The following is a 23,009-nucleotide window of genomic DNA, read 5'->3' on the forward strand; positions in this document are numbered from 1 at the left end:
TCGCGCCCCTCCCGCCGGCAGGACATTCACCGATTACCAAGAGTCCGTCCCATGCCCCTGCTCGAAAGCCCCTTCGCCCAGCTCGACCTGATCCGCCAGCCCGAACAACAGAACGAGCCCCTGCAAGCTTTCGACGCGGCGGACGAGTACCTGCTCAATCACCTGGCCGAACAGCAGCCGACGGCGGACACCCGGGTGCTGGTGCTCAACGACAGTTTCGGCGCGCTGGCGGCCAGCCTGGTCGGACGCGTACAGGTGCACAGCAGCGGCGATTCGTTTCTCGGCGCGCTGGCGCTGGAGAAAAACCTGGTGCGCAATGGCCTGCCATTCGACGCCGTAACAGTGGTACCGGCCAGCGAGCCGTTGACCGGGCCGTTCGACCGCGTACTGATCCGCGTGCCCAAGACCCTGGCCCTGCTGGAAGAACAGCTGATCCGCCTGCAAGGCCAACTGGCCCCGGGCGCCCAGGTGGTGGCGGCGGCGATGGTCAAGCACCTGCCACGGGCCGCCGGCGACCTGCTGGAACGCTATATCGGCCCGGTACAGGCTTCGCTGGCGGTGAAAAAAGCCCGTTTACTGATCGCCACCCCGGAGGCGAAACCCCCGGCGGTTTCGCCCTACCCGACCCGCTACAAGCTCGACGAGCCCGCCATCGAGCTGCTCAACCACGCCAACGTGTTCTGCCGCGAAGGCCTGGACATCGGCACCCGCGCGTTCCTCCCGCACCTGCCGAAAAACCTCGGCAAGGCCCGGGTCGCGGACCTGGGGTGCGGCAACGGCGTGCTGGCCATCGCCAGCGCCCTGCACAACCCCGATGCCCATTACACCCTGGTGGACGAATCCTTCATGGCTGTGCAATCGGCCCTGGAGAACTGGCGCGCGACCCTGGGCGAGCGCGAAGTGACCGTGCGCGCCGGCGATGGCCTGGCCGGCCAGGAACCGCAGTCGCTGGACGTGGTGCTGTGCAACCCGCCCTTCCACCAGCAGCAGGTGGTCGGCGACTTCCTCGCCTGGCGCATGTTCCAGCAGGCCCGCGAAGCCCTGGTGGTGGGCGGCGCGCTGTACATCGTCGGCAACCGCCACCTGGGTTATCACAGCAAGCTGGCGCGGCTGTTCCGCGGCGTCGAGCAAGTGGCCGCCACGCCCAAGTTCGTGATCCTCAAAGCCCGCAAATAATCCCCCTCTCTGTAGGAGCGAAGCTTGCTCGCGATACGTGCCACGCGGAATGCCTGAAGCACTGCGTTATCGTTCATCGCGAGCAATCGAGCGTCGACCGGCTGCTCCTACGGAAGAAAAGCTTGGCAATCGCGCAGGCAAAAAAAAACCCTCCAGAGGAGGGCTATAAAACCGTGCCACAAGGCAACGGGATGGGATGAGCGGTAGTAAAAATCAGTGTGTGGTCAGGCCCGCGGCGTTCATGAACATGCGCATCAGGCTGGCGACGATAAACAGCGCCAGCACGCTGCCGACCCAGATCCCGGCGAGCCAGCCCAGACGCTGCCAGAGCGGTTTCTTCTCGGCTTCTTCGATTTCCTGCAACGTGGGTTTACCAGCCATCATCGAATACTCCTCTCGGAATGGAGACGATGGCGTCGCTCGGGGCGCCATCGCGAGCAGATCCGCTCCCGCACGGGGAGCGGCGCATTGACTAGTGGTAGCCGTCTTCGTGGGTGACCTTGCCGCGGAACACGTAGTAGCTCCAGAAGGTGTAACCCAGGATGAACGGGATGATGAACAGCGTGCCCACCAGCATGAAGCCCTGGCTTTGCGGCGGCGCGGCGGCGTCCCAGATCGAGATCGACGGCGGCACGATGTTCGGCCACAGGCTGATGCCCAGGCCGCTGTAGCCGAGGAAGATCAGCACCAGGGTCAGCAGGAACGGCGTGTAGTGAGCATTGCGGGCCACCGCGCGCAGCAGGCCGTACATGGTCACCAGCACCAGGATCGGCACCGGCAGGAACCAGAACAGGTTCGGCAGGGTGAACCAGCGCGAAGCGATTTCCGGGTGGGCCAGCGGCGTCCAGATACTGACGACACCGATCACCGCCAGCAGCACGAAAGCCAGCGGTCGCGCCAGGTCATGCATCTGCTCCTGCAGCTTGCCTTCGGTCTTCATGATCAGCCAGGTGCAGCCGAGCAAGGCATAGGCCACCACCAGCGCGACACCGCAGAACAGGGTGAACGGCGTGAACCAGTCCAGCGAACCGCCGGCGTACTGGCGGTCGACCACCGGCAGGCCATCGATGAAGGCGCCCAGCGCCAGCCCCTGGAAGAAGGTCGCCGCCACCGAACCGCCGATGAACGCCTTGTCCCAGATGTGGCGCTTGGCTTCCTTGGCCTTGAAGCGGAACTCGAAGGCCACGCCGCGGAAGATCAGGCCGATGAGCATCAGGATCAGTGGCATGTACAGCGCCGAAAGCACCACCGAATAGGCCAGCGGGAAGGCGCCGAACAGCGCGGCACCGCCCAGCACCAACCAGGTTTCGTTGCCGTCCCAGACCGGGGCGACGGTGTTCATCATCACGTCACGGTCGCGGGAGTCCTTGACGAACGGGAAGAGAATCCCGATCCCGAGGTCGAACCCGTCCATGACCACGTACATCATGATGCCGAAGATGATGATCACGGCCCAGATCAGCGGAAGATCGATACCCATGACTCAATTCCCCTTGTTCAGGCTGGTGCCGTTGTCTTCGGCATCGTCGTCGGCGGCCGACAGCGGACGGGCCGGCGTGCGTTTCTGGCCAGGACCACCGTGGCTGACTTCCGCGCCTTCGTTGGTCTTCGGCCCTTTGCGCACCAGGCGCATCATGTAGCCGATACCGACCCCGAACAGCGAGAAATACACCACGACAAACAGCGCCAGGGTGATGCTCATCTGCATCAGGCTGTGCCCGGACGAAGCATCCGCGGTACGCATCAGCCCGTAGACCACCCACGGCTGGCGACCGATCTCGGTGGTGAACCAGCCGGCGAGGATCGCGATCAGGCCGGATGGGCCCATCCACAGCGCCAGGTACAGGAACGCGCGGTTCTGGTAGATGCGGTCACGCTTGCGCAGCCACAGGCTCCACAGGCCGGTGAGGATCATCAGCATGCCGAGGCCGACCATGATCCGGAACGACCAGAACACGATGGTCGAATTCGGCCGATCTTGCGGCGGGAACTCCTTGAGCGCCGGCACCTGCTTGTCCAGCGAGTGAGTGAGGATGAGGCTGCCCAGATACGGGATCTCGACGGCGAACTTGGTCTTTTCTGCCTTCATGTCCGGCCAGCCGAACAGGATCAGCGGGGTCGGCTCGTCACCGACGTTTTCCCAATGCCCTTCGATCGCGGCGATTTTCGCCGGCTGGTGCTTGAGGGTGTTGAGGCCGTGGAAGTCACCGATCACGGCCTGGATCGGCGCGACGATCAGGGCCATCCACATGGCCATCGACAGCATGCGGCGGATCGCCGGGTTATCGCGGCCGCGCAGCAGGTGCCAGGCAGCGGACGAACCGACGAAGAACGCGGTGGCGACAAAGGCGGCCGTGGCCATGTGCGCCAGGCGGTACGGGAACGACGGGTTGAACACCACCGCCAGCCAGTCCACTGGAATCACTCGGCCGTCGACGATTTCGTAGCCTTGCGGGGTCTGCATCCAGCTGTTGGACGAGAGAATCCAGAAGGTCGAAATCAGCGTACCGATGGCCACCATTACGGTGGCGAAGAAGTGCAGCTTGCGCCCGACCCGGTTCCAGCCGAACAGCATCACGCCGAGGAAGCCGGCTTCGAGGAAGAATGCGGTGAGCACTTCATAGGTCAGCAGCGGCCCGGTAACGGAGCCGGCAAAATCGGAGAACCGGCTCCAGTTGGTGCCGAACTGGTAGGCCATGACCAGGCCCGAGACCACCCCCATGCCAAAGTTGACGGCGAAGATCTTCGACCAGAAGTGGTACAGGTCACGGTAGGTATCGTCGCGGGTCTTGAGCCACAAACCTTCGAGCACCGCCAGGTAGCTCGCCAGACCGATGGTGATGGCGGGGAACAGGATGTGGAACGAGATGGTGAACGCGAACTGAATTCGGGCGAGATCTAGTGCCTCCAAACCGAACATAAGCTTTCCTCTGTCAGGTAATACCGGCTGCCGGCTGGAGGCCTGCACCCACTGCCCCCACGGATCTGGAGTGTGGCGAATTCGAATTCGTTCTTTTTAAACCCATCGCAACGCAGGGAGTCTGGCCATCTGGCCACCAGACCCAACCTTGGAAAAGGTTTTGATCTGGATCAATCAACGCTGAAAGAGTAGTCGCATTTTCGCCGTTGGTTTGTGTGGTCTTTTGTCGCGTGACAGGTTGCCTCACCACGTCAAGTACGGGGTTTCCCCGAAGTTTTGCTCTCCCTGTGGCCGCTGCCGCAGGCTGCGATCGACCGGAACGGTCGTGGCGATTTCTGCTCCCTCGAAGGTCCTTCGGCCCTTATTGCAGCCTGCGGCAGCGGCTACAGGGATTGGGTTATTTCGAATGAACGAGATAGATGCGAGGCTAAGGATTCTGCAACTATTGGTTACATCTTGGTGATAACCTCGCCTTACTCCACGCCCAGACCTGCCTTTCAGATGCCCAGCCAAGACCCTCTGCTGCTTCGCCATCACCGTCCGTTCATTGCTTTCTGGCTGGCGCGGATTTTCACCGCCAGCGGCTTCCAGATGCTCACCGTGGCCATCGGCTGGAACCTCTACCAACTGACCGGTAACGTGCTCGACCTGGGCCTGGTCGGGCTGGTGGAGTTCGCGCCGCGGGTGCTGTTCATGCTGCACACCGGGCATGTGGCGGACCGCTATGACCGGCGCAAGGTGGCAGCCATCTGCCAGTCGCTGCAGGCGCTGATCGCCCTGTCCCTGGCCATCGGCAGCGCCACCCATAACGTCACTCGCGAGATGATCTTCATCCTCGCGTTCCTGCTGGGCGCCGCCCGCTCCTTCGAGATGCCGACCACCCAGGCGCTGCTGCCGAGCATCGTGCCCAGCGCGCTGTTCCCGCGCGCCGTGGCCGCCGCACAGTCCGCCCAGCAATCGGCGACCATCGTCGCGCCGGCCCTCGGCGGCCTGCTCTACGCCTTTGGCAGCGTGTGGGTCTATGGCCCGACCGTGCTGCTGTATGTGATCGCCTGCTGCCTGATGCTCAACCTGCTCGCGCGGCAGACGCCGCTGAACAAGGGCAAGGCCACCCTGGATTCGTTGCTGGCCGGGGTACGCTTCATTCGCAGCCGCCCGGACATTCTCGGGGCGATCTCCCTGGACCTGTTCGCCGTATTGCTGGGCGGCGCCACCGCCCTGCTGCCAGTGTTCGCCAAGGACATCCTGCTCACCGGCGCCTGGGGCCTGGGCCTGCTGCGCTCGGCGCCGGCGGTGGGGGCCCTGCTGATGTCGCTGTGGCTGGCGCGCTTTGCGGTCGACCGCCATGTCGGCCGGGTGATGTTCACCGCCGTCGGCGTGTTCGGCGTCGCCACCATTGCCTTCGGCCTGTCGACCTCGTTCTGGTTTTCGCTTGCGGTGCTGGTGGTGCTGGGCGCGGCGGACATGATCAGCATGGTGATCCGCGCCTCCTTCGTGCAACTGGAAACCCCGGATGAAATGCGCGGCCGGGTCAGCGCCGTCAACGGCCTGTTCATCGGCGCTTCCAACCAGCTCGGCGAGTTCGAGTCCGGGCTTACCGCCCACTGGTTCGGCACCGTGCCGGCGGTGGTGCTGGGCGGAGTCGGCACCCTGCTGGTGACCGGGGTGTGGATAAAACTGTTCCCGACCCTGGCCCGTCGCGATCGCATGCATGGGCCGGAGGAAGAACAAGCCAAGGCCGAAAGCCGCGCCTGACAGGCGCGGCCAGACTCAAGCGTCAGTGGCTGGGCTGCGCCTCATCGACCACTCGCCATTTTGCCGCCTCCAATAGATCGCACCCATCCCGGGTCAGCAGATAGAGCACATCGATGATGTGCGGTATGTCTTTCACATCGCCGTGGCTGAAGTTCAGACAGCACAGGCTTTCCAGCAGATTGGCAGCCGCACGCATACGTTGCTCCGCCGCTTCGTGAAGTGCCTCCGAGGAAGCGTTGGCGTTGATAAAGAAAACGCCTGGCCGGCTTATGTTGGATTTGAGCGGCACATAGTGAGCGGTAGTTTTCGGGGTATTCATCCTTAAATCCTTCTTTATGAATGACCGCCCCCAATCGTGACCAAACGATAGGTGGCGGACTGTGCACAGGTTGGTCAACCGGGAAAGAAGGCACCCGGCACACCCGAAGGTGTCCCGCGCACAGCCCACCATAAAGCGTGCGGGCATAGAAAAAATGCCCGCAATACCAGGGTGGCGCATGCGCCTTCTTAATTTCGGGTGACCAAACCCGTTCGCTGAATTGGCAGCGACGGCGCGAACTATAGGTGTGATCGGATGGGCTGTGCAAGGAGCGGCTAATTAGCCTTTGTTACCCGGTTTTGAGCGTCAGTCGCAGTCGCCCCTAAACCAGCAACTCCCCCTCCACCACCGTCCGCCGGCCCCTGCCGCACAGTTGTTCCACCAGGGTCAGGGCAAAACTCAGGGCCGCCCCCGAGCCTTGCGCGGTGATGCAGTTGCCATCCACCACCACCGGCTGGTCGACGAAGTTGCAGCCCGACAGCTGATGGCTGGCGCTGGGCAGGCAGGTCATGCGCCGCTGGCGCAGCACCCCGTAACTCTGTAACGCCAGGGCCGGCGCTTCGGCGATGCCGGCGAACAGGCGCCCGGCGGCGGCCTGATCCTTGACCAATTGCATCAGCGGTTGATGGGCCGCCAGGTGCTGCGCGCCGACAGCGCCACCGGGCAGCACGATCAGGTCGAAGTTCTGGGCCAGCACATCCACCAGCATGCCGTCGGCGGTCATGCGGGTGCCGCGGGCGCAGGTGAGCATGCGCCGCCCTTCGATACTGGCCACCAGCACTTCGACTTGAGCACGGCGCAGCACATCGATCAGGGTCACGCTTTGCAGGTCGTCGACACCCTCGGCGAGGGGAATCAGGGCTCTAAAGGTCATGGGCTGTGTCCGCGGTAGGGTCTTTAAAGCTTAGTCAGCTTTAAAGCCCTCCGCGTTCGGACGCTGCCGTCACTTGATGTAGATCTGCGCGCTCATGCTGTTGCCCGGCGCGTTGAGCGAGGTGTTGCTGAAGGTGAAGGTGCCTTCCTGTTTGCCGGCCAGGTCGAAGGTATAGATGTAGCCGACGGTGATCCCGGAGTTGCCGCACGGCACCAGGCTGGAACCCTCTTCGCAGACCGCGGCGCGCGTGCCGTTGACCTCGAAGCCGTCCAGCGCCACCCGGGGCTGGCGGCCATAGCCGATTTCCAGCACGTACACCTTGATGTTCGGGCCCTGGTGATCGCAGGCGGTCTTGTCGCGTCCGTCCGACACATCCTCCAGGCCACAGGACTGCGACTCGACCTTGAGGATTTCCACCTGGCTCAAGGGTGGCGCGGAACGGGCCATGGCCGGCGCCGTGCCCAACCACAGGCTGCTGGCCACTACCGCCAAGGCCATCGTTTTTATCGTGCTGTGCATAAGTCCCCCCAAAACGTCGGCGCAGTATGCCCCAGTCGCCACTCGGGCAAAACATCGCCGAGGATCGCAGCCATAGCCCTGCGCTGCTGGTATGATGCGCGGCTTTTTCCGACCCGCACAAAATCCCCGGACGCTTTTTTATGGTCTGTGCTTTGCTGTCTGGGTCGATACATTCACGGCGCCCTGCGCGCCACGGGGAGCAGACATGCTGGAAAGGCTGTTTCAACTCAAGGCACACAACACCAATGTGCGGACCGAGATTCTCGCGGGCCTCACCACCTTCCTGGCCATGGCCTACATTCTCTTCGTCAACCCGAGCATCCTCGGCGAGACCGGCATGGACAAGGGTGCGGTGTTCGTCGCCACCTGCCTGGCCGCCGCCATCGGCTCGACCGTGATGGGCCTGATCGCCAACTACCCGATCGCCCTGGCTCCGGGCATGGGCCTGAACGCCTTCTTCACCTATACCGTGGTCCTGCACATGGGCCATACCTGGCAAGTGGCGCTGGGCGCGGTGTTCATCTCGGCGGTGCTGTTCTTCCTGCTGTCGATCTTCAAGATCCGCGAATGGATCATCAACAGCATCCCGCTGCCGCTGCGCTCGGCGATCGCCGCCGGTATCGGCCTGTTCCTGGCGCTGATCGCCCTGCACAACGCCGGCATCGTGGTCGGCAACCCGGCGACCATGGTCGGCCTCGGTGATCTGAAACAACCGGCCCCGATCCTCGCGACCCTGGGCTTCGCCCTGATCGTCGCCCTGGAAGCCCTGAAGGTCCGCGGCGCGGTCCTGATCGGCATCCTCTCGGTGACCATCGTCTCCATCGCCCTGGGCTTCACCCCGTTCGGCGGCGTGACCTCGATGCCGCCTTCGCTGGCGCCGACCTTCCTGCAACTGGACATCAAGGGCGCGCTGGACATCGGCCTGGTCAGCGTGATCTTCGCCTTCCTGTTCGTCGACCTGTTCGACAACTCCGGCACCCTGATCGGCGTCGCCAAGCGCGCCGGCCTGATGGGCAAGGACGGCCACATGCCGAAAATGGGCCGGGCCCTGATCGCCGACAGCACCGCGGCCATGGCCGGCTCCCTGCTGGGCACCTCGACCACCACCAGCTACATCGAATCAGCCGCGGGCGTCAGCGCCGGTGGCCGCACCGGCCTGACCGCCATCGTCGTGGCGATCCTGTTCCTCCTGGCGCTGTTCTTCTCGCCGCTGGCGGCCAGCGTGCCAGCTTTCGCCACCGCCCCGGCCCTGCTGTTCGTCGCGGTACTGATGACGTCGGGCCTGGCGGAAATAGACTGGGACGACATCACCGTCGCCGCGCCGGTGGTGGTCACCGCCCTGGCCATGCCGTTCACCTACTCCATCGCCAACGGCATCGCCTTCGGCTTCATTGCCTGGACCGCGATCAAGCTGCTGTCGGGCCGCGCCCGTGAGCTGAACGCGCCGCTGGTGATCCTGTCGGTACTGTTTGTGATCAAGTTGGGTTGGTTCAACGCATGACTTTCGATTCCCAGGCTTACGCCACCCAGCTCGCCGACAAGGTCGCGCGCCTGCGTGAACTGCTGGCGCCGTTCGATGCCCCCGAGCCACAGGTCTTCGATTCGCCGCTGCAGCACTTCCGCCTGCGCGCGGAGTTCCGCCTGTGGCGCGAAGCCGGCGAGCGTCACTACGCGATGTTTTCCCAGGAAGACAAACGCACGCCGATCCTGATCGAAGAATTCCCGATCGCCAGCCCGCGCATCAATCAGCTGATGCCGCAACTCAAGGCCGCCTGGCAAGCCAGCAGCGCCTTGAGCCACAAGCTGTTCCAGGTCGAGTTCCTCACCACCCTGGCCGGCGACGCGATGATCACCCTGTGTTATCACCGCCCGCTGGACGAGCACTGGCACGCCGCGGCGAGCCAGTTGGCGGCCGACCTGAACGTCAGCGTCATTGGCCGTTCCAAGGGCAAGCGCGAAGTGATCGGCCACGATTACGTGGTGGAGAAACTCGAAGTCGGCGGGCGCACCTTCAGCTACCGCCAACCGGAAGGCGCCTTCACCCAGCCCAACGGTACGGTCAACCAGAAGATGCTCAACTGGGCCTACGACGCCCTGGGCGATCGCCCGGACGACCTGCTGGAGCTGTACTGCGGCAACGGCAACTTCACCCTGCCCCTGGCCACCCGGGTGCGCAAGGTGCTGGCCACCGAGATCAGCAAGACCTCGGTCAACGCGGCCCTGAGCAACCTCAGCGAAAACGCGGTGGAGAACGTCACCCTGGTGCGCCTGTCCGCCGAAGAGCTGACCGAAGCCTTGAACGAAGTGCGTCCGTTCCGCCGCCTGCAGGGCGTGGACCTGAAGAGCTACGAGTTCGGCAGTGTGTTCGTCGACCCGCCGCGCGCCGGCATGGACCCGGACACCTGTGAGCTGACCCGGCGCTTCGACAACATCCTGTACATCTCGTGCAACCCGGAAACCCTGGCGGCCAACATCGCCCAATTGCACGACACCCACCGCATCACCCGCTGCGCGATGTTCGACCAGTTCCCGTGGACCCACCACATGGAATCCGGGGTCTTGCTGACCCGGCGTTGAACCCGCCCCGCTGCACAGCAAACAGCCGTCCTCGTGACGGCTGTTTGCATTCCACGGTTTCCTGTAGCCGCTGCCGCAGGCTGCGATCGACCGGAACGGCCGTGGCGATCTTGAAATCGCTGAAGGTCCTGCGGACCTTATCGCAGCCTGCGGCAGCGGCTACAGAAGAGTGTCAGCTGATGGGGCGAAAGTAGCCGGCCAGCTGCTGCAAGTCTTGTTCATTGAGCAGGCCGGCATAGAACCGGAGCTGGATCCGCGCCAGCAGGTAGGCATGCCGCGCATCGGCCAGGTCGCGCCGGGCGCCGAACAGCTGCTGCTCGGCATCCAGCACGTCGAGGTTGACTCGCTCGCCGCCGCGCACGCTTTTCAGGGTGGCCTGGACCAGGGCTTCGGCCGACTCGACCGCCATCTCATAGGCCCGGACCCGCGCGGCGCCGCTGGTGTTGAGGTTGAACTGCTTGCGCAACTCGATCAGCACGTTGGCGGTCTGCGCATCCAGCTCGTATTGCGCCTGGGACAGCTGGCTGGCCGCCTGGCGGGTCGACGCCGAAACCGAGCCGCCGGCGAACAGCGGCAGGCTGACCTGGATGCCGACGCTGTTGGTATCGTATTTCTGGTTGTAGGTGCTTTCCGAATCCGAGCTGGTCTGGCGGCTGCTGGCGTAGAGGCTGACCGTGGGCAGATGCCCGGCGCGCTTGCGTTCCACTTCATATTCCGCGGCCTGCAACGCGTGCTGCTGGGAAGCCAGTTCCGGGTTGTTGGCGATGGCCAGGTCGCGCCAGCTCTCGAAGCGGTTGGGCTGCACCGGCTGGATAGCGAATCGGCGGGCCAGCGGGTCGAGCTCGTCGACCCGCAGCGGCTGGCCAACTATCGCTTCCAGCTCACGCAGGGCGCTGTCCTGCAGGTCGCGGGCCTCGATCTCCTCGGCCAGGGCCAGGCTCAACCGCGCCTGGGTTTCCAGCACGTCGGTGCGGGTGCCTTCTCCGCCATTGAGCAAACGCTGGTTCAGTTGCAGGCGCTCGGCATAGGCGCGCCGCTGGGCCTGGCTCAGCTCGATACGTTCCTGGGCCAGCAGGGCCTGGCTGTAGGCGCCCAATAACCGCACCGCCAACTCCTGGCTCTTGCTGCGAAAACGCTCGTCGGCGAACAGCGCCTGGGCCGCGCCCTGGCGAAAGCGCGCATAGGCTTCGTAATCCAGCAGCGGCTGCTGCAGGGTCAGGGTCGAGGCGTAGCTGCGGTAGTCGCGATCGGTGGAAGAGTCGCCCAGGGGCGTGGTCTGGGTCACCTCGGATTGGTTGCGCGAGTTGTTGTAGTTCCACGACAGGGTCGGCAACAGGGCGGCGCGGCCCAGTGCGCGGTTCTCCTCGCCGGCGTCGCGTTCCTGGATCGCCGCCTGGAAGGTCGGGTCGTTGCGCACCGCCAGCGCGTAGGCGTCCAGCAGCCCCAGGGCGTGGGCCGCCGGGGTACACAGGCCATACAGGCTGGCCAGCAGCCAGGGGATAAAACGCCGGTTCATTCTTCCACCAGTGCCATGTGCGTGCGGTCCAGCAACGGCTTGAACAGGTAATTGAGCATCGAGCGCTCGCCGGTGCGCACAAAGGCTTCCACCGGCATGCCCGGACGGATCTGCAAGCCGCGCAGCTGCTGCATGCCGTCGGCGCTGACCTCGGCCCGCAAGGTGTAATAGGGCTCGTCGGTGCGCTCGTCCACCTGCCTGTCGGCCGACACCAGGGTCACCTGCCCGGCGACCCGCGGCGTGGTGCTCTGGCTGAAGGCCGAGAACATCAACTCCACCGGCAGCCCGGGGTGCACCTTGTCGATCATCTGCACCGGCACCCGCGCCTCCACCAGCAGCGGCTCGCCCTGGGGCACGATCTCCATCAGCGCTTGCCCTGGCTTGACCACCCCGCCTTCGGTGAACACCTCCAGCCCCACCACCACCCCGGCCGCCGGTGCGCGCACCAGGCTGTTGGCCAGCTCGAACTCGGCCGACGCCAGGCGGTTGCGCAGGTCTTCGCTGCGGGTACGGGTTTCGGCCAGCTGGCTGCGCAGCTCTTTCTGGAACTCCTCGGCCAGTTGGCGAATGCGCAGGCGCATCTCGAGGATCTGCCGCTGCAACTGGCCGATGCGCCCGAAATCCTCGGAGATCGAACCGTCGATCTGCGCATACAGGCGCTCGCTGTCCAGCAGCCGGTTGCGCGGGATATAGCCGTCGCGCGCGAGTTCGCGCAGCCCTTGCAGTTGTTCGTCCAAGGCGCTGCGCTGGAGCACCTTGCTCGCCTGGGAATCGCGGGTGCCGCGCAGTTGAGCCTCGGAGCCGGCGATGCTTTCGGCGATGCCTTGCTGCTCCATGGCCAGGGCCTGGGCGCGGCTGCTGAACAGCTGGCGTTGCAGGGCCATGGTGGCGGCCACCTCCGGGTCATCGGCCTGGGCCAGCAGTTCCGGGGCAAAGGCCAGCACCTGGCTGCCATCGCGCTCGGCGTTCAGGCGGGCCTCGCTGGCCAGGGAGCCGAGGAACTGCGTGCGCAGTGACTGCACCTGGGTGCGCAGCGGCAGTTCCTTGAGGCGAATCAACACCTGGCCGGCGCTGACCACTTCGCCGTCGCGCACCTCGATGCGCTCGATGATGCCGCCGCTGGGGTGCTGCACCGCCTTGCGATGCCCCGAGACCATGACCTTGCCAGCCACCGCCACCCCTTTGTCCAGCGGCGCCAGCGCGGCCCAGCCGAGGAAGCCGGCAAAACCGCCGAGCACCAGCAGCCAGCCCAGGCGCGAGTATTTCTTCTCGTCCAGGGCCAGCAGGTTGCCTGGGGCGCGATAGTTGTTGTCGGCGGTCGGCAGGCGACCTATGGGTTGTGCTTGGCTCATGCTTTTTTTCCTTCGCCGGTGGCGGCCACGCCCAGGCGATAACTGACATTCATGCTGGCCGCCGGGGTGCTCGCCGGCGCCACCGGAGCCTTGGGCTTGTGCATGCTTTCCAGGACCCGCGTCGTCGGCCCGAAAGCCTGCAGCTGGCCCTCGCGCAGGATCATCAGCTGGTCGGTCAGGCTCAGCACATTGGGCTTGTGGGTGATCAGCACCAGGGTGCGGCGCTGCTGCTTGAGCTGGGCAATCGCCTGCAACAGCGCCTGCTCGCCGGCCTCATCGAGGTTGGCGTTGGGCTCGTCGAGCACGATCAGCGCCGGCAGGCCATACAGCGCGCGGGCCAGGGCGATGCGCTGCTTCTGCCCCCCGGACAGTCCAGCCCCGCCCTCCCCCAGGCGCGTGTCATAGCCTTGCGGCAGTTGCAGGATCAGCTGATGCACCCCGGCCATCTGCGCCGCCGCCAGGACCTGGTCGGCGTTCACCTCGCCAAAGCGCGCGATGTTCTCGGCGATGCTACCGGCGAGCAGCTGGATATCCTGGGGCAGGTAACCGATGTGCGGGCCAAGTTGCTGGCGGTCCCACTGGCCCAGTTCCGCGCCGTCGAGGCGGACCTTGCCCGCCAGCGGCGTCCAGGCCCCCACCAACAGCCGCGCCAGGGTCGACTTGCCACAACCGGAGGGGCCGATGACTCCCAGCACCTGCCCGGCCGGCAGGGTAAACCCCAGGTTGGCCAGGGCCGGCCGGCGACTGCCGGGGGCGCAGGCGCTCAACTGCTCGACACTCAACTCGCCCTTGGGCGTAGGCAGGCTCATGCGCGCCGGGCGTGGCGGATTGGCCTGCAGCATCTCCGACAACCGCGCATAGGCCAGGCGCGCCGAGCTCCACTGTTTCCACACGGCGATCAGTTGGTCGATGGGGCTGAGCACCCGGCCCATCAGGATCGAACCGGCGATCATCATCCCCGGGGTGATTTCCCCCTGCACCGCCAGCAGCGCGCCGAGGCCCAGCACCAAGGATTGCAGGGCCAGGCGCACGCCCTTGGACCAGGCGCTGATCAACGCGGTCTTTTCACTGGCCAGGTTCTGCTGGGCCAGGAACGCCTGGTGCCCGCCGAACCAGCGCCCGCGCAGCGCGGCGAGCATGCCCATGGCTTCGATGGCGTCGGCGTTGCGCAAGTTGGCCGTGGCCTGCTGGCTGGTGCCGATGGACAGCTCGCTGGCCTCGGCCAGCGGCGCCTGGCAGATGTGCTGGTTGATCCAGGCCAGGGCCACCAACAGCAGCGCGCCACCCAGGGCCAGCAAACCGAGCCAGGGGTGAAACATAAAGATCACCAGCAGGTAGACCGGAAACCACGGCGCATCGAAAAACGCGAACAGCGCATTGCCGGTGGCGAACTGGCGCAGGGCCGTCAGGTCATTCAGGGCCTGGCCGGCGGCTTGCGGGCTGCCCTTGAGCTGGGCCTCGAAGGCCGCGTCGTAGACCCGCTGGTTCAGGCGCATGTCCATCTGCGTGCCCAGGCGGATCACCACCTGGCTGCGCACCCACTCCAGGGCGCCCATCAGGCCGAACAGACCGACGATCATCAGCGTCAGCATCAACAGGGTCATCTGGTTGCCGGACGCCAGCACCCGGTCGTACACCTGCAGCATGTACAGCGCGGGCGCCAGCATCAGCAGGTTGATCACCGCCGAGAACAGGCCGATGTTGAAGAAGCCGCTCTTATAGGCGGCCAGGGCCGCCAGCGTCTCGGAACCGGCAAGTGGGTTCGGCCTGCTCATCGAGGTGTCCTGTTGGGAGTCGAGAAATACACAGCCACCCGTTCCGTCGGAGCGGGTCGGCAAGAGGCGCGCCGCGTGCGTTGACAGCCATCGCGGCGCTCCCCAGAATTTGCCACCGCCGCCGCCCTGGCCTCCGAAAACTCGGGCGACGGGGGTGATTCAAGCGAACGAATGGAAGAGCGATCTTTCATTCGTTTTTTTATGCCTCAAGCGGCCATTCAGGCTGCCAGCGCCCAGTCCTGGGCCACGTCCTGCACACCCACCAGGCCGATGTCGGCCGCGGCGGCGGATGCCGGGGCGACGTGGGCGACACCGGCCGCGGCCAGGTCGTCGAACGTCGAGTTGATCGACAGGTTCGGGCTGATCGCCTTGAGCAGGGCATCGATCTCCCCGGCCAGCGCCGAGCTGTCGCCGCTCATCAGGCCATAGACCACCTTGTGCACCTCGCCGGCACGGCCTTCGTCGCGCAGGCTGTTGAGGCCCAGGTTGGTGAAGCTGACTTCCTGGCTGACCAGGTTGTAGCCGCCGGCGCTCGGGCCACCGGTCAGGGTGTCGCCCAGCGAGACGGTGTTCAGGTTGCCCCACAGGGTGTGGCTCGGGCTCTCGAACAGGGTGTAGTTCAGGTTGCCTTCGGCCACGAACGCGGCGTCGCTGTTGGTGCTCTTCAGCGCGTACTCGGTACCCGAGAACGGGCCCGGGTTGAAGCCGCCAGTGTTGGTGCCATCGACCACCTGGCCCGGGCGATGGTTGACGTCGCCAAAGTAGGCCGACCAGTCATTGAGGTAGTTCGCAACGCTGACGCCGCCGTAGGTAGCGCTGTAGGAAATGGAAATGCTCATGCAAAACTCCAGTACATAGGTTGGTCACTCCGCAGCGGGCCGATGCCCGCTGCGGTTTTGCCCTTCTCTGGGCAAAAGCGGTCAGAACTGATATTCGAGGGTGCCCTGCAAGGTGCGGCCACGCCCCAGGGTGAAGGCCAGCACGTCGCCCATGGGCACCAGGTAGGCGCGGTCGGTGACGTTCTCCATCGCCAGGCGCAGGGTCAGTTCTTCGGTGGCGCGGTAGCTGCCGTACAGGTCGTAAACGGTGTAGGACTTCCAGTCCGCGGGGTAGACGCTGGTGGTGGTGCGGGTGTTGCTGCCGCCTTCCGAGTAGCCCGCGCTGTAGCGGGCCCGGGCGCCGATATCCAGCTTGCGCTCGAAGAAGCGCGCGCCCAGGGTCAAGGTGCCGCGATCCATCGGCATGTGTTCGGCCGAGCCGAGGATCGCGCTGCAGTGGCTGGCACTGTTGGCCTGTTGGTCCGGACGCATGCCGACCACCGGGGCGCGACCGGCCGTGCTGTTCTTCACGGTCTGGGTCACTCCGCCCAGCCAGGCGGTCTTCGAGCAGAAGTCGTTGCTGCCGATCATGTGGGTGTAGGCCAACTGCCCGTAGGCGCGCCCGGCGTCATAGTCAAGCTGGTACTCCACGCCCTTGAAGCGGGTGTCCTGCAGGTTGTTGACGTAGGCGCTGTTGCCGATCCCGGCCATGCCGTAGCCGGGGGGCTGCATGCCCATGTTCATGAAGATGAAGTCTTCGACGCGGGTGTCGAAGTAGGCGACCTTGATCCCCAGCCGGTCATCGTCGAACCACAGGTTTTCCTTGAACACATTGACCCCGGCTTCCCAGGTGGTGGAACGCTCCGGACGCAGGAAGGGGTTCGGGTACATGCTCTCGGCACCGCCGCCGTGGGGGCGGCCGGTGATCAGAGTCTCGGTGATCGCCGGCGGACGCCAGCCCTTGCCGTAGCTGGCGAACAGTTGCAGCCATTCCACGCCGGGCTTGATCGACAGGCCGAAGGTCGGCGAGAAACGCCCTTCCTCGGTGTCCACGTCATAGTTGACCGGCACCGTGGTTTGCCGGGTGGTGCCGAGAATGAAGGTGCGGGTATTGATCCCGGTATCGCCGCGCAGCCGGTAACGGTCGTAGCGCAACCCGGCATTCAGGTTTAGCCAGCCGTCGTAGTCATAGTCCAGGCGGGCGAACAGGCTGCCGAGCGCACGGTCGCCCTTGGGCGTCATGCCTTCCGAGGCCGGGGCGTTCACCGCCGAACCGCTCGCCAGCGGCTGGCTGGAGTCCGGGCGCACCTTGTCGTAGAAGAACTCCAGGCCGTAGTTGGCCTTGAGCGTCGACAGCTCGCCGAGGGCGAAGGTCGAGGTGTTCTGCGCCTGGGCGCCGTAGGTGTCGGTCTGGTAGGTGATCGAATAACCGGGGGTGATGCCCCGTTGCAGGGTGCTCTGGTCGTTGCGGTTGTCGACGTAATAGAGCTTGGCCTTGAAGTCCACCAGTGAGTTGTCCGGGGTGTAGCTGTAGTCGAGGGCGAAGTTCTGCGAGCGCACATCGCTGCTGCCCAGCTTCTCCCACAACTGGTCCTTCTCGGTGTTGAGCATGTTGGCGTCGTCGTAGGACACCTGGGTGGTCAGGTAGCTGAATTGCAGGCGCTGGTCCTGGGGCAGGTTCAGCCCGAGCTTAGCCAGGCGCGAGCGCATCACCGAACCTGAATAGGCCACCGGCGAGTTCTTTACCCGGTCGTTGATCGAAGGGTCCCGCCAGCCGCCGGTGCGCAGTTCGCCGATGCTGCCGCGGGTCCCCGGATCGTAGTCGCCCAGGTGCCGCTCGCTGGCGGCGACCAGCATGTCCCAGACCTCAGTGCCGATGGCGAAGGCCGAACTGCCGATAAAGTGCGTGCCGTTGCTGCGCCCGCCCAGGCCGCTGGTCAAGCGAATGCGCCCACCGATTTCCTCGCCCGGCTTGATCAGGTCGCGGGCTTCCAGGGTGCGAAAGTTGGCGATCCCGCCAATCACCCCGGCACCGCCCATGCTGGAGGACGCGCCCTTCTCGATCACCACCTCGGAAAGCAGCTCGGGGTCGACATACAGGGTGCCGTTGCGTTGCTGGTGGCCGCTCTGCTGGTAGTTCTGGCGCATGCCGTCGACCGACATGTTGACCCGGCCGTAATCCTGGATGCCGCGGATGTTCACCGACAGGCCGGGGTCCTGCTGGCTGACCGCCGAATACACGCCACTGGTTTCTTCGAGCATGTCCGCCGCGTGCCGGGGCGGGTTGCGATCGATCTGCTCACGGCTGACGACGCTCACCGAACGCGGCGTGCTGTAGACCCAATCGCTTTTTCGCCCTTCGAGGTTGCCGGACACGGTGGTGGTGGCCAGGGCCAAAGCGCCCTGGTGCTCGGCGGCGACACGGTTCAGGGTGACCTGGCTGTCGCCGGTGAAGCGGTATTCCACTGGCGCATTGCCCAGCAGACGCGCCAGGCCTTCCTGGACGCTGTAGCTGCCCTTGAGCGGCGAGCTGTGCAGGCCCTTGAGGCGCTGGCTGTCGAACAGCACTTGCAGCCCGGCCTGTTCGGCGAAGGCCAGCACGGCGCTGTCCAGGGCTTGCGCAGGAATGTCGAACATCAGGCGGCTTGGCTGCTCGGCGCCGGCAACAGCGGCACTCTGCGCCGCGCGCACCAGGCCGGCATCGAGCAGCAGCCCCGCGGCGCCCAGGTGAATGGCCAGGGCCAAGCGGCTTGCGGCGTGAACTCCAGTGCGACTGCTTACCCTCATACTCGTATTCCTGCGCTGGCTGTTTTATTGATGCGAATGCATCTCAGTTAGCTAGACGTGCCAGGCAGGAAAACTCAGTAAGGTTTTTTCCAATTATTTTTCACGGGGAGGAAACAGGCGGCGCCAGGCCTTAGTAAATCAGGCTGACGCCGGCCAGATCGAAGTGCCGCACCTGCAGTTCCCGGGTCAGGGTGGCCAGGGCGGTGTCGAGCATGTCCAGGCGGAATACGCCGCTGACCTGGCGCTGGGCCAAGGCCTCATTACCCAGCACCACCCGGCCGGGGCGATAACGATTGAGCTGTTCGATTACCAGCGCCAGCGGCTGGCGATCGAACACCAGCACGCCACGACGCCAGCCGGTGGCCCGTTGCAGATCGACACCTTCCAGGGCAACCACCCCCGACAGCGGGTTGTAGCGCGCGCTCTGCCCTTCCTGCAGCACCCGTTCGGAAGCGCCCTGCTGCGCTGGCGTATCCAGGCTCACGGCAACGCTGTGTTGCAGCACGCCGACCCAGGCCTGCCGGTCGCTCTCGCGCCCCACCACGAAGCGCGTGCCCAGGGCGCGGGTCTGCCCGCCGGCACTCTCGACCACAAAAGGGCGGCTCTCCTCGCCGCCCATGGGCGCCACGTCGAACACCGCCGAGCCGGCGAGCAAATGCACATGGCGCTGGGTCTGGTTGAAATCGAGGCGAATGGCGCTGGACGAATCCAGCTCCACGGTACTGCCGTCGGCCAGCTGCACGGTGCGCACTTCGCCTTTGCCGGTGAGGTAGTCGGCCTGCATGTGCAGCAAGGCTTGCGGCCCTTGCCACCCGCCGAGCGCGACGGCCAGCACCAGCACCGCGGCGCTGGCCGCCCGCGGCAGGAAACGCCGACGGCGCGGCCGGGGAATAGCCGTGGCTCGGGACGCGGGCGCCCGACGCGCTTGCGCCAGTTGCGGCTCCAGGCGCAGCTCGCCCAGCGCGTCCCAGGTCTGCCGGGCAAACGCCAGCGCCTGGGCATGGCGCGGGTCCCGCGCCTGCCATTGCTCCAGCTCGGCCTGCTCGGCGGCACTCAGTCCAGCGGCATGCAAACGCACCGCCCAGTCGGCGGCGGCCTCAGTGATACTGCGCTCTTGCGGACCCTGGCTATTCACGTGTGAATCTCGATTTCTCGTTATATATAAGCAGTGACGACTGACCCCGGTTTTTACCGTAACTCACTCGTCGGCCGCCCGACCGCCGGTAGCCAGGCGCTGCATCACATGGGCCAGGGCCCTGGACAGGTGTTTCTGCACCGAGCTGTCGGAAATCTCCAGATGCCTGGCCACTTCGGCGTGGGTCATGCCTTCGATCCGGTTCAAGCGGAAAATCTCCTGAGTGCGCGACGGCAACTCCAGAATGGCCTGCTTCAATGCCTTGCGCTGTTGCTGCGCCATCGCCTGAGCCTCCAGACCGGCCTGCTCGTCTTCGATCTCGGCCAGGGCCTCATGGGGCACGGTGTCGGTCTTGCGCCGCGCTTCCTGACGGACATGGTCGATCAGCAGATTGTTCGCCGTTCGGTAGAGATAACCCTGGGAATTGTCGATGCGCTCGCCGCGCGTCTGTTCGGCCAGCCGCAGGAAACTCTCCTGCACCAGATCAGCGGCCAACTGCGGGTCCCGTACCTTGCGCGCCAGATACCCACGCAAGGTAGCGGCATGCTTGAGAAACAGCCCCTTGAGATCCACGTCCGACAAACCGACTCCCTGGAACTTGAAGGAAATTGGCCGGCATCTTACGGCTTACTAAGAATTACTTTCAATTGATATGAATACGCATCTTCTGCCGAGAAGGTGAAAGAACTTCTCCACTCATCCGGGTATTGTTCGATTATCGAACCATTATTTCGGGGCCGTCCCCCGGCTCATTGACCAAATTAACTAGTTAGTACAATTTAGCGACAGCCGCTGGCCGCTCAAGCCGCGCCCACAATAACAACGGAGAATTCCCCTCATGCGCCCTATCGTTCTGGTGCTCAACGGCCCGAACCTGAACCTGCTCGGCACCCGCGAACCCGCCACTTACGGTCACGAGACCCTGGCCGACATTTCCGCCCAATGCGGGCGTGCCGCCGAGGAGTTCGGCCTGACCGTGGAGTTTCGCCAGACCAACCACGAAGGCGAACTGCTGGACTGGATTCACGGCGCCCGTGGCCGTTGCGCCGGGATCGTAATCAACCCGGCGGCCTGGACCCACACCTCGGTAGCAATCCGCGATGCCCTGGTGGCCAGCGAGCTGCCGGTGATCGAAGTGCACCTGTCGAACGTCCACGCCCGCGAACCGTTCCGCCATCACTCCTTTGTCTCGGGCATCGCCCTGGCGGTCATGTGCGGCTTCGGCAGCCATGGCTATCGCCTGGCCCTGGCGCATTTCAGCCAGCGTTTTCAAGGAGCCCAGGCATGACCCAGCAGAACAAAGTACTGGCCGGACTGATCGGCGCCGGCATCCAGGCCTCGCGCACCCCGGCGCTGCATGAGCACGAAGGCGATGCCCAGGGCCTGCGCTACCTGTACCGGCTGATCGACCTGGACCATCTGCAACTCGACAGCAACGCTCTGCCCGACCTGCTGCTGGCCGCCGAGCGCATGAACTTCACCGGGTTGAACATCACCTTTCCCTGCAAGCAGAGCATCATCCCGCTGCTTGACGAGCTGTCGCCCGAGGCCCGCGGCATCGGCGCGGTGAACACCGTGGTGCTCAAGGACGGCAGGCGCGTCGGCCACAACACCGATTGCCTGGGTTTTGCCGAAGGTTTCCGCCGCGGCTTGCAGGGCGTAGCCCTGGAGCGTGTGGTGCAAATGGGCGCCGGCGGTGCCGGTGCGGCAGTGGCCCATGCGCTGCTCAGCGAAGGCGTGCAACAGTTGCATATCTTCGATGTGGAAAGCGCCCGCGCCCAGAGCCTGGCGGACAACCTCAACCAGCATTTCGGCCCCGGCCGGGCCAAGGCCGGCGTCGACCTGCCCACCACCCTGGCCGCCGCCGACGGCCTGGTGAACACCACGCCGATGGGCATGGCCAAGCTGCCGGGCATGCCGGTGCCGGTCGAGTTGCTGCGCCCTGAGCTGTGGGTCGCGGAGATCGTCTACTTCCCACTGGAAACCGAACTGCTGCGCAACGCCCGCGCCCTCGGTTGCCGCACCCTGGACGGCGGCAACATGGCGGTGTTTCAGGCAGTGAAGGCGTTCGAGCTGTTCAGCGGCATAACGCCGGATGCCCAGCGCATGCTCGCGCATTTCCAGAGCATGAATGGCTGACAATGCATGACCGGGTCGGTGCGGGGCTGTGATCAGCTCCGCTCTCGACAGGTGCCTGTCACACGGTCAGGCAGCCCGTTGCATTCCTCCCCTTGCGACTACGCGCGTTCATGACGTCCGGCTGGCCGCAGCCGGCCGTGCATCACGCCGTGCGCCAGCAACCCCGCCAGCAATCCCCAGAATGCGCCGCCCAAACCGAACAAGGTGATATTGGCAGCGGTCGCCAGGAAGGTGATCAAGGCGGTTTCCCGGCCACTAGGCTCGACCAGCGCGGTGGCGAGGCTGCCGCCGATCGCACCCAGCAGGGCCAGGCCCGCCAGGGTGGTGATAAAGGTCGCCGGCAGGACCACGAACAGCGCCGCCAGGGTGCTGCCGAAAATCCCCACCAGCAGATAGAACACCCCACAAGCGAGCCCGGCCAGATAACGCTTGGCGGGCTCCTCATGCGCCTCCTTGCCCGTACAGATGGCGGCGGTAATCGCGGCGACGTTGAATGCATGGGAACCGAACGGCGCCATCAACAAAGAGCCCATCCCTGTCGCAGTGAGAATCGGATTGGCACTGGTCTTGAATCCGTCGTTGCGCAGCACCAGCATGCCGGGCATGTACTGGCCGGTCAGGGTGATCAGGAACAACGGCAGGGCCACGCTCAGCAGCGCATTCAGCGAGAACACCGGCAAGGTCAGCACCGGCACGGCCGGCTTGAGTTCGAGGCTGGCGAAACTGACTTGCCCCAGCCCGAGCAACAGCACGATGCCGATCAGCAACACCCCGACAATCGCATAACGCGCGGTAAAGCGGCGTAGCAGCACATAGCTGAGCAGCAGCGCGCCCACCAGCAAAGGATCCACCCCCGCCCCGTCGAAAGCACCAATCCCGAAGCGCAGCAAAATGCCCGCCAGCAGACCGGCCGCGATTCCCGGCGGGATCAGCTTCACCACCCGCTCGAAATAACCCGAGATACCCAGCACGACGAAGCCGACAGCCGACAGCATGAAGGCGCCGATCATTTCCGGATAAGGCGTGCTCGGCAGTACCGCGATCAGGAAGGCCGCGCCCGGGGTCGACCAGGCGGTAATGATCGGTTCGCGATAGCGATAACTTAGCCAGGCGCCGGTCAGGCCGACGCCGATCGAGATCGACCAGATCCACGAAGCGGTCTGCTCGGGACTCAATCCGGCCGCCTTGGCCCCCTGGAAAACCAGAATGAAGGTTCCCCCGTAATTGACGATGACCGAAATCAGCGCGGCAACGCTCGGATGCAGCAGGTCGGCAATTCTGATGCTGGCGGTTTTCATCGGTGGGCCCCTCTGGATGTGTTGGCGAGGTGAGGGAGTATCCGCGGGT

20 protein-coding genes are annotated in these 23,009 nt (G+C 64.9%); 6 read left to right on the forward strand and 14 right to left on the reverse strand.

The annotated features are described in order from the left end of the window. Positions 1–51 precede the first annotated feature (51 nt). Positions 52–1,176, forward strand: coding sequence for a methyltransferase (locus AC3RCP_RS27820; RefSeq protein ID WP_492571861.1), 1,125 nt, complete (start codon positions 52–54; stop codon positions 1,174–1,176). A 213-nt stretch (positions 1,177–1,389) separates the two neighbouring features. Here AC3RCP_RS27820 and AC3RCP_RS27825 read toward each other — a convergent pair whose 3' ends face one another. The 3 genes from AC3RCP_RS27825 to AC3RCP_RS27835 form a co-directional block, all read right to left on the reverse strand. Further along, on the reverse strand, positions 1,390–1,557 hold the full coding sequence (locus tag AC3RCP_RS27825) for a DUF2474 domain-containing protein (RefSeq protein ID WP_023969448.1): 168 nt from the start codon (positions 1,555–1,557) through the stop codon (positions 1,390–1,392). Between the two features lie 91 nt (positions 1,558–1,648). Then, complete coding sequence (cydB, locus tag AC3RCP_RS27830; RefSeq protein ID WP_053262756.1) at positions 1,649–2,656, reverse strand: cytochrome d ubiquinol oxidase subunit II; 1,008 nt, start codon at positions 2,654–2,656, stop codon at positions 1,649–1,651. A 3-nt stretch (positions 2,657–2,659) separates the two neighbouring features. Beyond that, a complete protein-coding gene (locus AC3RCP_RS27835) occupies positions 2,660–4,096 on the reverse strand; it encodes a cytochrome ubiquinol oxidase subunit I (RefSeq protein WP_101339187.1) in 1,437 nt (478 codons plus the stop codon). A gap of 501 nt (positions 4,097–4,597) precedes the next feature. On the opposite strand from AC3RCP_RS27835, the gene AC3RCP_RS27840 reads away from it, so the two are divergent. After that, on the forward strand, positions 4,598–5,851 hold the full coding sequence (locus tag AC3RCP_RS27840; RefSeq protein WP_492571862.1) for an MFS transporter: 1,254 nt from the start codon (positions 4,598–4,600) through the stop codon (positions 5,849–5,851). Between the two features lie 22 nt (positions 5,852–5,873). On the opposite strand, the gene AC3RCP_RS27845 is transcribed toward AC3RCP_RS27840, so the two are convergent. The 3 genes from AC3RCP_RS27845 to AC3RCP_RS27855 form a co-directional block, all read right to left on the reverse strand. Then, the gene (locus AC3RCP_RS27845) at positions 5,874–6,170 is read right to left on the reverse strand and encodes a hypothetical protein (RefSeq protein ID WP_492571863.1); all 297 of its coding nucleotides are present in this window, start codon (positions 6,168–6,170) and stop codon (positions 5,874–5,876) included. Positions 6,171–6,492: 322 nt separating this feature from the next. Further along, positions 6,493–7,044 (reverse strand): DJ-1 family glyoxalase III, encoded by a 552-nt coding sequence (locus AC3RCP_RS27850; protein ID WP_009050978.1) that lies wholly within the window; start codon positions 7,042–7,044, stop codon positions 6,493–6,495. Positions 7,045–7,113: 69 nt separating this feature from the next. Then, on the reverse strand, positions 7,114–7,563 hold the full coding sequence (locus AC3RCP_RS27855) for a DUF4879 domain-containing protein (RefSeq protein WP_037035572.1): 450 nt from the start codon (positions 7,561–7,563) through the stop codon (positions 7,114–7,116). A gap of 205 nt (positions 7,564–7,768) precedes the next feature. Between AC3RCP_RS27855 and AC3RCP_RS27860 the strand changes: the two genes are divergently transcribed. Both AC3RCP_RS27860 and trmA read left to right on the forward strand, forming a co-directional pair. Further along, positions 7,769–9,064 (forward strand): NCS2 family permease, encoded by a 1,296-nt coding sequence (locus AC3RCP_RS27860; protein WP_007930015.1) that lies wholly within the window; start codon positions 7,769–7,771, stop codon positions 9,062–9,064. Continuing rightward, positions 9,061–10,140, forward strand: coding sequence for a tRNA (uridine(54)-C5)-methyltransferase TrmA (gene trmA, locus AC3RCP_RS27865; protein WP_492571864.1), 1,080 nt, complete (start codon positions 9,061–9,063; stop codon positions 10,138–10,140). The genes AC3RCP_RS27860 and trmA overlap by 4 nt, the downstream gene beginning before the upstream one ends. Positions 10,141–10,312: 172 nt before the next feature. Here trmA and AC3RCP_RS27870 read toward each other — a convergent pair whose 3' ends face one another. The 7 genes from AC3RCP_RS27870 to AC3RCP_RS27900 all read right to left on the reverse strand — a co-directional run bounded on the left by AC3RCP_RS27870 (position 10,313) and on the right by AC3RCP_RS27900 (position 20,105). Next, complete coding sequence (locus AC3RCP_RS27870; RefSeq protein ID WP_492571865.1) at positions 10,313–11,656, reverse strand: TolC family outer membrane protein; 1,344 nt, start codon at positions 11,654–11,656, stop codon at positions 10,313–10,315. Further along, positions 11,653–13,008 carry an HlyD family type I secretion periplasmic adaptor subunit gene (locus AC3RCP_RS27875; protein WP_492571866.1) on the reverse strand — a complete coding sequence of 452 codons (1,356 nt, stop codon included), beginning with the start codon at positions 13,006–13,008 and terminating at the stop codon, positions 11,653–11,655. The genes AC3RCP_RS27870 and AC3RCP_RS27875 overlap by 4 nt, the downstream gene beginning before the upstream one ends. Beyond that, the gene (locus AC3RCP_RS27880) at positions 13,005–14,783 is read right to left on the reverse strand and encodes a type I secretion system permease/ATPase (protein WP_492571867.1); all 1,779 of its coding nucleotides are present in this window, start codon (positions 14,781–14,783) and stop codon (positions 13,005–13,007) included. The genes AC3RCP_RS27875 and AC3RCP_RS27880 overlap by 4 nt, the downstream gene beginning before the upstream one ends. Positions 14,784–15,001: 218 nt before the next feature. Beyond that, positions 15,002–15,622, reverse strand: coding sequence for a heme acquisition protein HasA (locus AC3RCP_RS27885; RefSeq protein ID WP_097305187.1), 621 nt, complete (start codon positions 15,620–15,622; stop codon positions 15,002–15,004). Positions 15,623–15,703: 81 nt separating this feature from the next. Then, complete coding sequence (locus tag AC3RCP_RS27890; protein ID WP_492571868.1) at positions 15,704–18,388, reverse strand: TonB-dependent receptor; 2,685 nt, start codon at positions 18,386–18,388, stop codon at positions 15,704–15,706. A 130-nt stretch (positions 18,389–18,518) separates the two neighbouring features. Next, on the reverse strand, positions 18,519–19,523 hold the full coding sequence (locus AC3RCP_RS27895) for a FecR family protein (protein ID WP_492571869.1): 1,005 nt from the start codon (positions 19,521–19,523) through the stop codon (positions 18,519–18,521). Positions 19,524–19,586: 63 nt separating this feature from the next. Next, the gene (locus AC3RCP_RS27900) at positions 19,587–20,105 is read right to left on the reverse strand and encodes an RNA polymerase sigma factor (protein ID WP_415261618.1); all 519 of its coding nucleotides are present in this window, start codon (positions 20,103–20,105) and stop codon (positions 19,587–19,589) included. 256 nt (positions 20,106–20,361) lie between these two features. Here AC3RCP_RS27900 and aroQ point away from each other — a divergent pair, with 256 nt between their 5' ends. Beyond that, a complete protein-coding gene (gene aroQ, locus AC3RCP_RS27905) occupies positions 20,362–20,811 on the forward strand; it encodes a type II 3-dehydroquinate dehydratase (protein WP_053262762.1) in 450 nt (149 codons plus the stop codon). Then, complete coding sequence (locus tag AC3RCP_RS27910) at positions 20,808–21,662, forward strand: shikimate dehydrogenase (protein WP_492571870.1); 855 nt, start codon at positions 20,808–20,810, stop codon at positions 21,660–21,662. Before aroQ ends, AC3RCP_RS27910 begins: the two co-directional genes overlap by 4 nt. Positions 21,663–21,760: 98 nt before the next feature. On the opposite strand, the gene AC3RCP_RS27915 is transcribed toward AC3RCP_RS27910, so the two are convergent. Further along, positions 21,761–22,960 (reverse strand): benzoate/H(+) symporter BenE family transporter, encoded by a 1,200-nt coding sequence (locus AC3RCP_RS27915; protein WP_492571871.1) that lies wholly within the window; start codon positions 22,958–22,960, stop codon positions 21,761–21,763. Between the last annotated feature and the right edge of the window lie 49 nt (positions 22,961–23,009).

It is taken from the genome of Pseudomonas sp. GW822-FHT05A08, assembly GCF_058800485.1.

Bases quoted from the DNA above. Each gene is read 5' to 3' on its own strand.
- AC3RCP_RS27820 (WP_492571861.1), top strand. From the start codon at position 52: ATGCCCCTGCTCGAAAGCCCCTTCGCCCAGCTCGACCTGATCCGCCAG.
- AC3RCP_RS27825 (WP_023969448.1), bottom strand. From the start codon at position 1,557: ATGGCTGGTAAACCCACGTTGCAGGAAATCGAAGAAGCCGAGAAGAAA.
- cydB (WP_053262756.1), bottom strand. From the start codon at position 2,656: ATGGGTATCGATCTTCCGCTGATCTGGGCCGTGATCATCATCTTCGGC.
- AC3RCP_RS27835 (WP_101339187.1), bottom strand. From the start codon at position 4,096: ATGTTCGGTTTGGAGGCACTAGATCTCGCCCGAATTCAGTTCGCGTTC.
- AC3RCP_RS27840 (WP_492571862.1), top strand. From the start codon at position 4,598: ATGCCCAGCCAAGACCCTCTGCTGCTTCGCCATCACCGTCCGTTCATT.
- AC3RCP_RS27845 (WP_492571863.1), bottom strand. From the start codon at position 6,170: ATGAATACCCCGAAAACTACCGCTCACTATGTGCCGCTCAAATCCAAC.
- AC3RCP_RS27850 (WP_009050978.1), bottom strand. From the start codon at position 7,044: ATGACCTTTAGAGCCCTGATTCCCCTCGCCGAGGGTGTCGACGACCTG.
- AC3RCP_RS27855 (WP_037035572.1), bottom strand. From the start codon at position 7,563: ATGCACAGCACGATAAAAACGATGGCCTTGGCGGTAGTGGCCAGCAGC.
- AC3RCP_RS27860 (WP_007930015.1), top strand. From the start codon at position 7,769: ATGCTGGAAAGGCTGTTTCAACTCAAGGCACACAACACCAATGTGCGG.
- trmA (WP_492571864.1), top strand. From the start codon at position 9,061: ATGACTTTCGATTCCCAGGCTTACGCCACCCAGCTCGCCGACAAGGTC.
- AC3RCP_RS27870 (WP_492571865.1), bottom strand. From the start codon at position 11,656: ATGAACCGGCGTTTTATCCCCTGGCTGCTGGCCAGCCTGTATGGCCTG.
- AC3RCP_RS27875 (WP_492571866.1), bottom strand. From the start codon at position 13,008: ATGAGCCAAGCACAACCCATAGGTCGCCTGCCGACCGCCGACAACAAC.
- AC3RCP_RS27880 (WP_492571867.1), bottom strand. From the start codon at position 14,783: ATGAGCAGGCCGAACCCACTTGCCGGTTCCGAGACGCTGGCGGCCCTG.
- AC3RCP_RS27885 (WP_097305187.1), bottom strand. From the start codon at position 15,622: ATGAGCATTTCCATTTCCTACAGCGCTACCTACGGCGGCGTCAGCGTT.
- AC3RCP_RS27890 (WP_492571868.1), bottom strand. From the start codon at position 18,388: ATGAGGGTAAGCAGTCGCACTGGAGTTCACGCCGCAAGCCGCTTGGCC.
- aroQ (WP_053262762.1), top strand. From the start codon at position 20,362: ATGCGCCCTATCGTTCTGGTGCTCAACGGCCCGAACCTGAACCTGCTC.
- AC3RCP_RS27910 (WP_492571870.1), top strand. From the start codon at position 20,808: ATGACCCAGCAGAACAAAGTACTGGCCGGACTGATCGGCGCCGGCATC.
- AC3RCP_RS27915 (WP_492571871.1), bottom strand. From the start codon at position 22,960: ATGAAAACCGCCAGCATCAGAATTGCCGACCTGCTGCATCCGAGCGTT.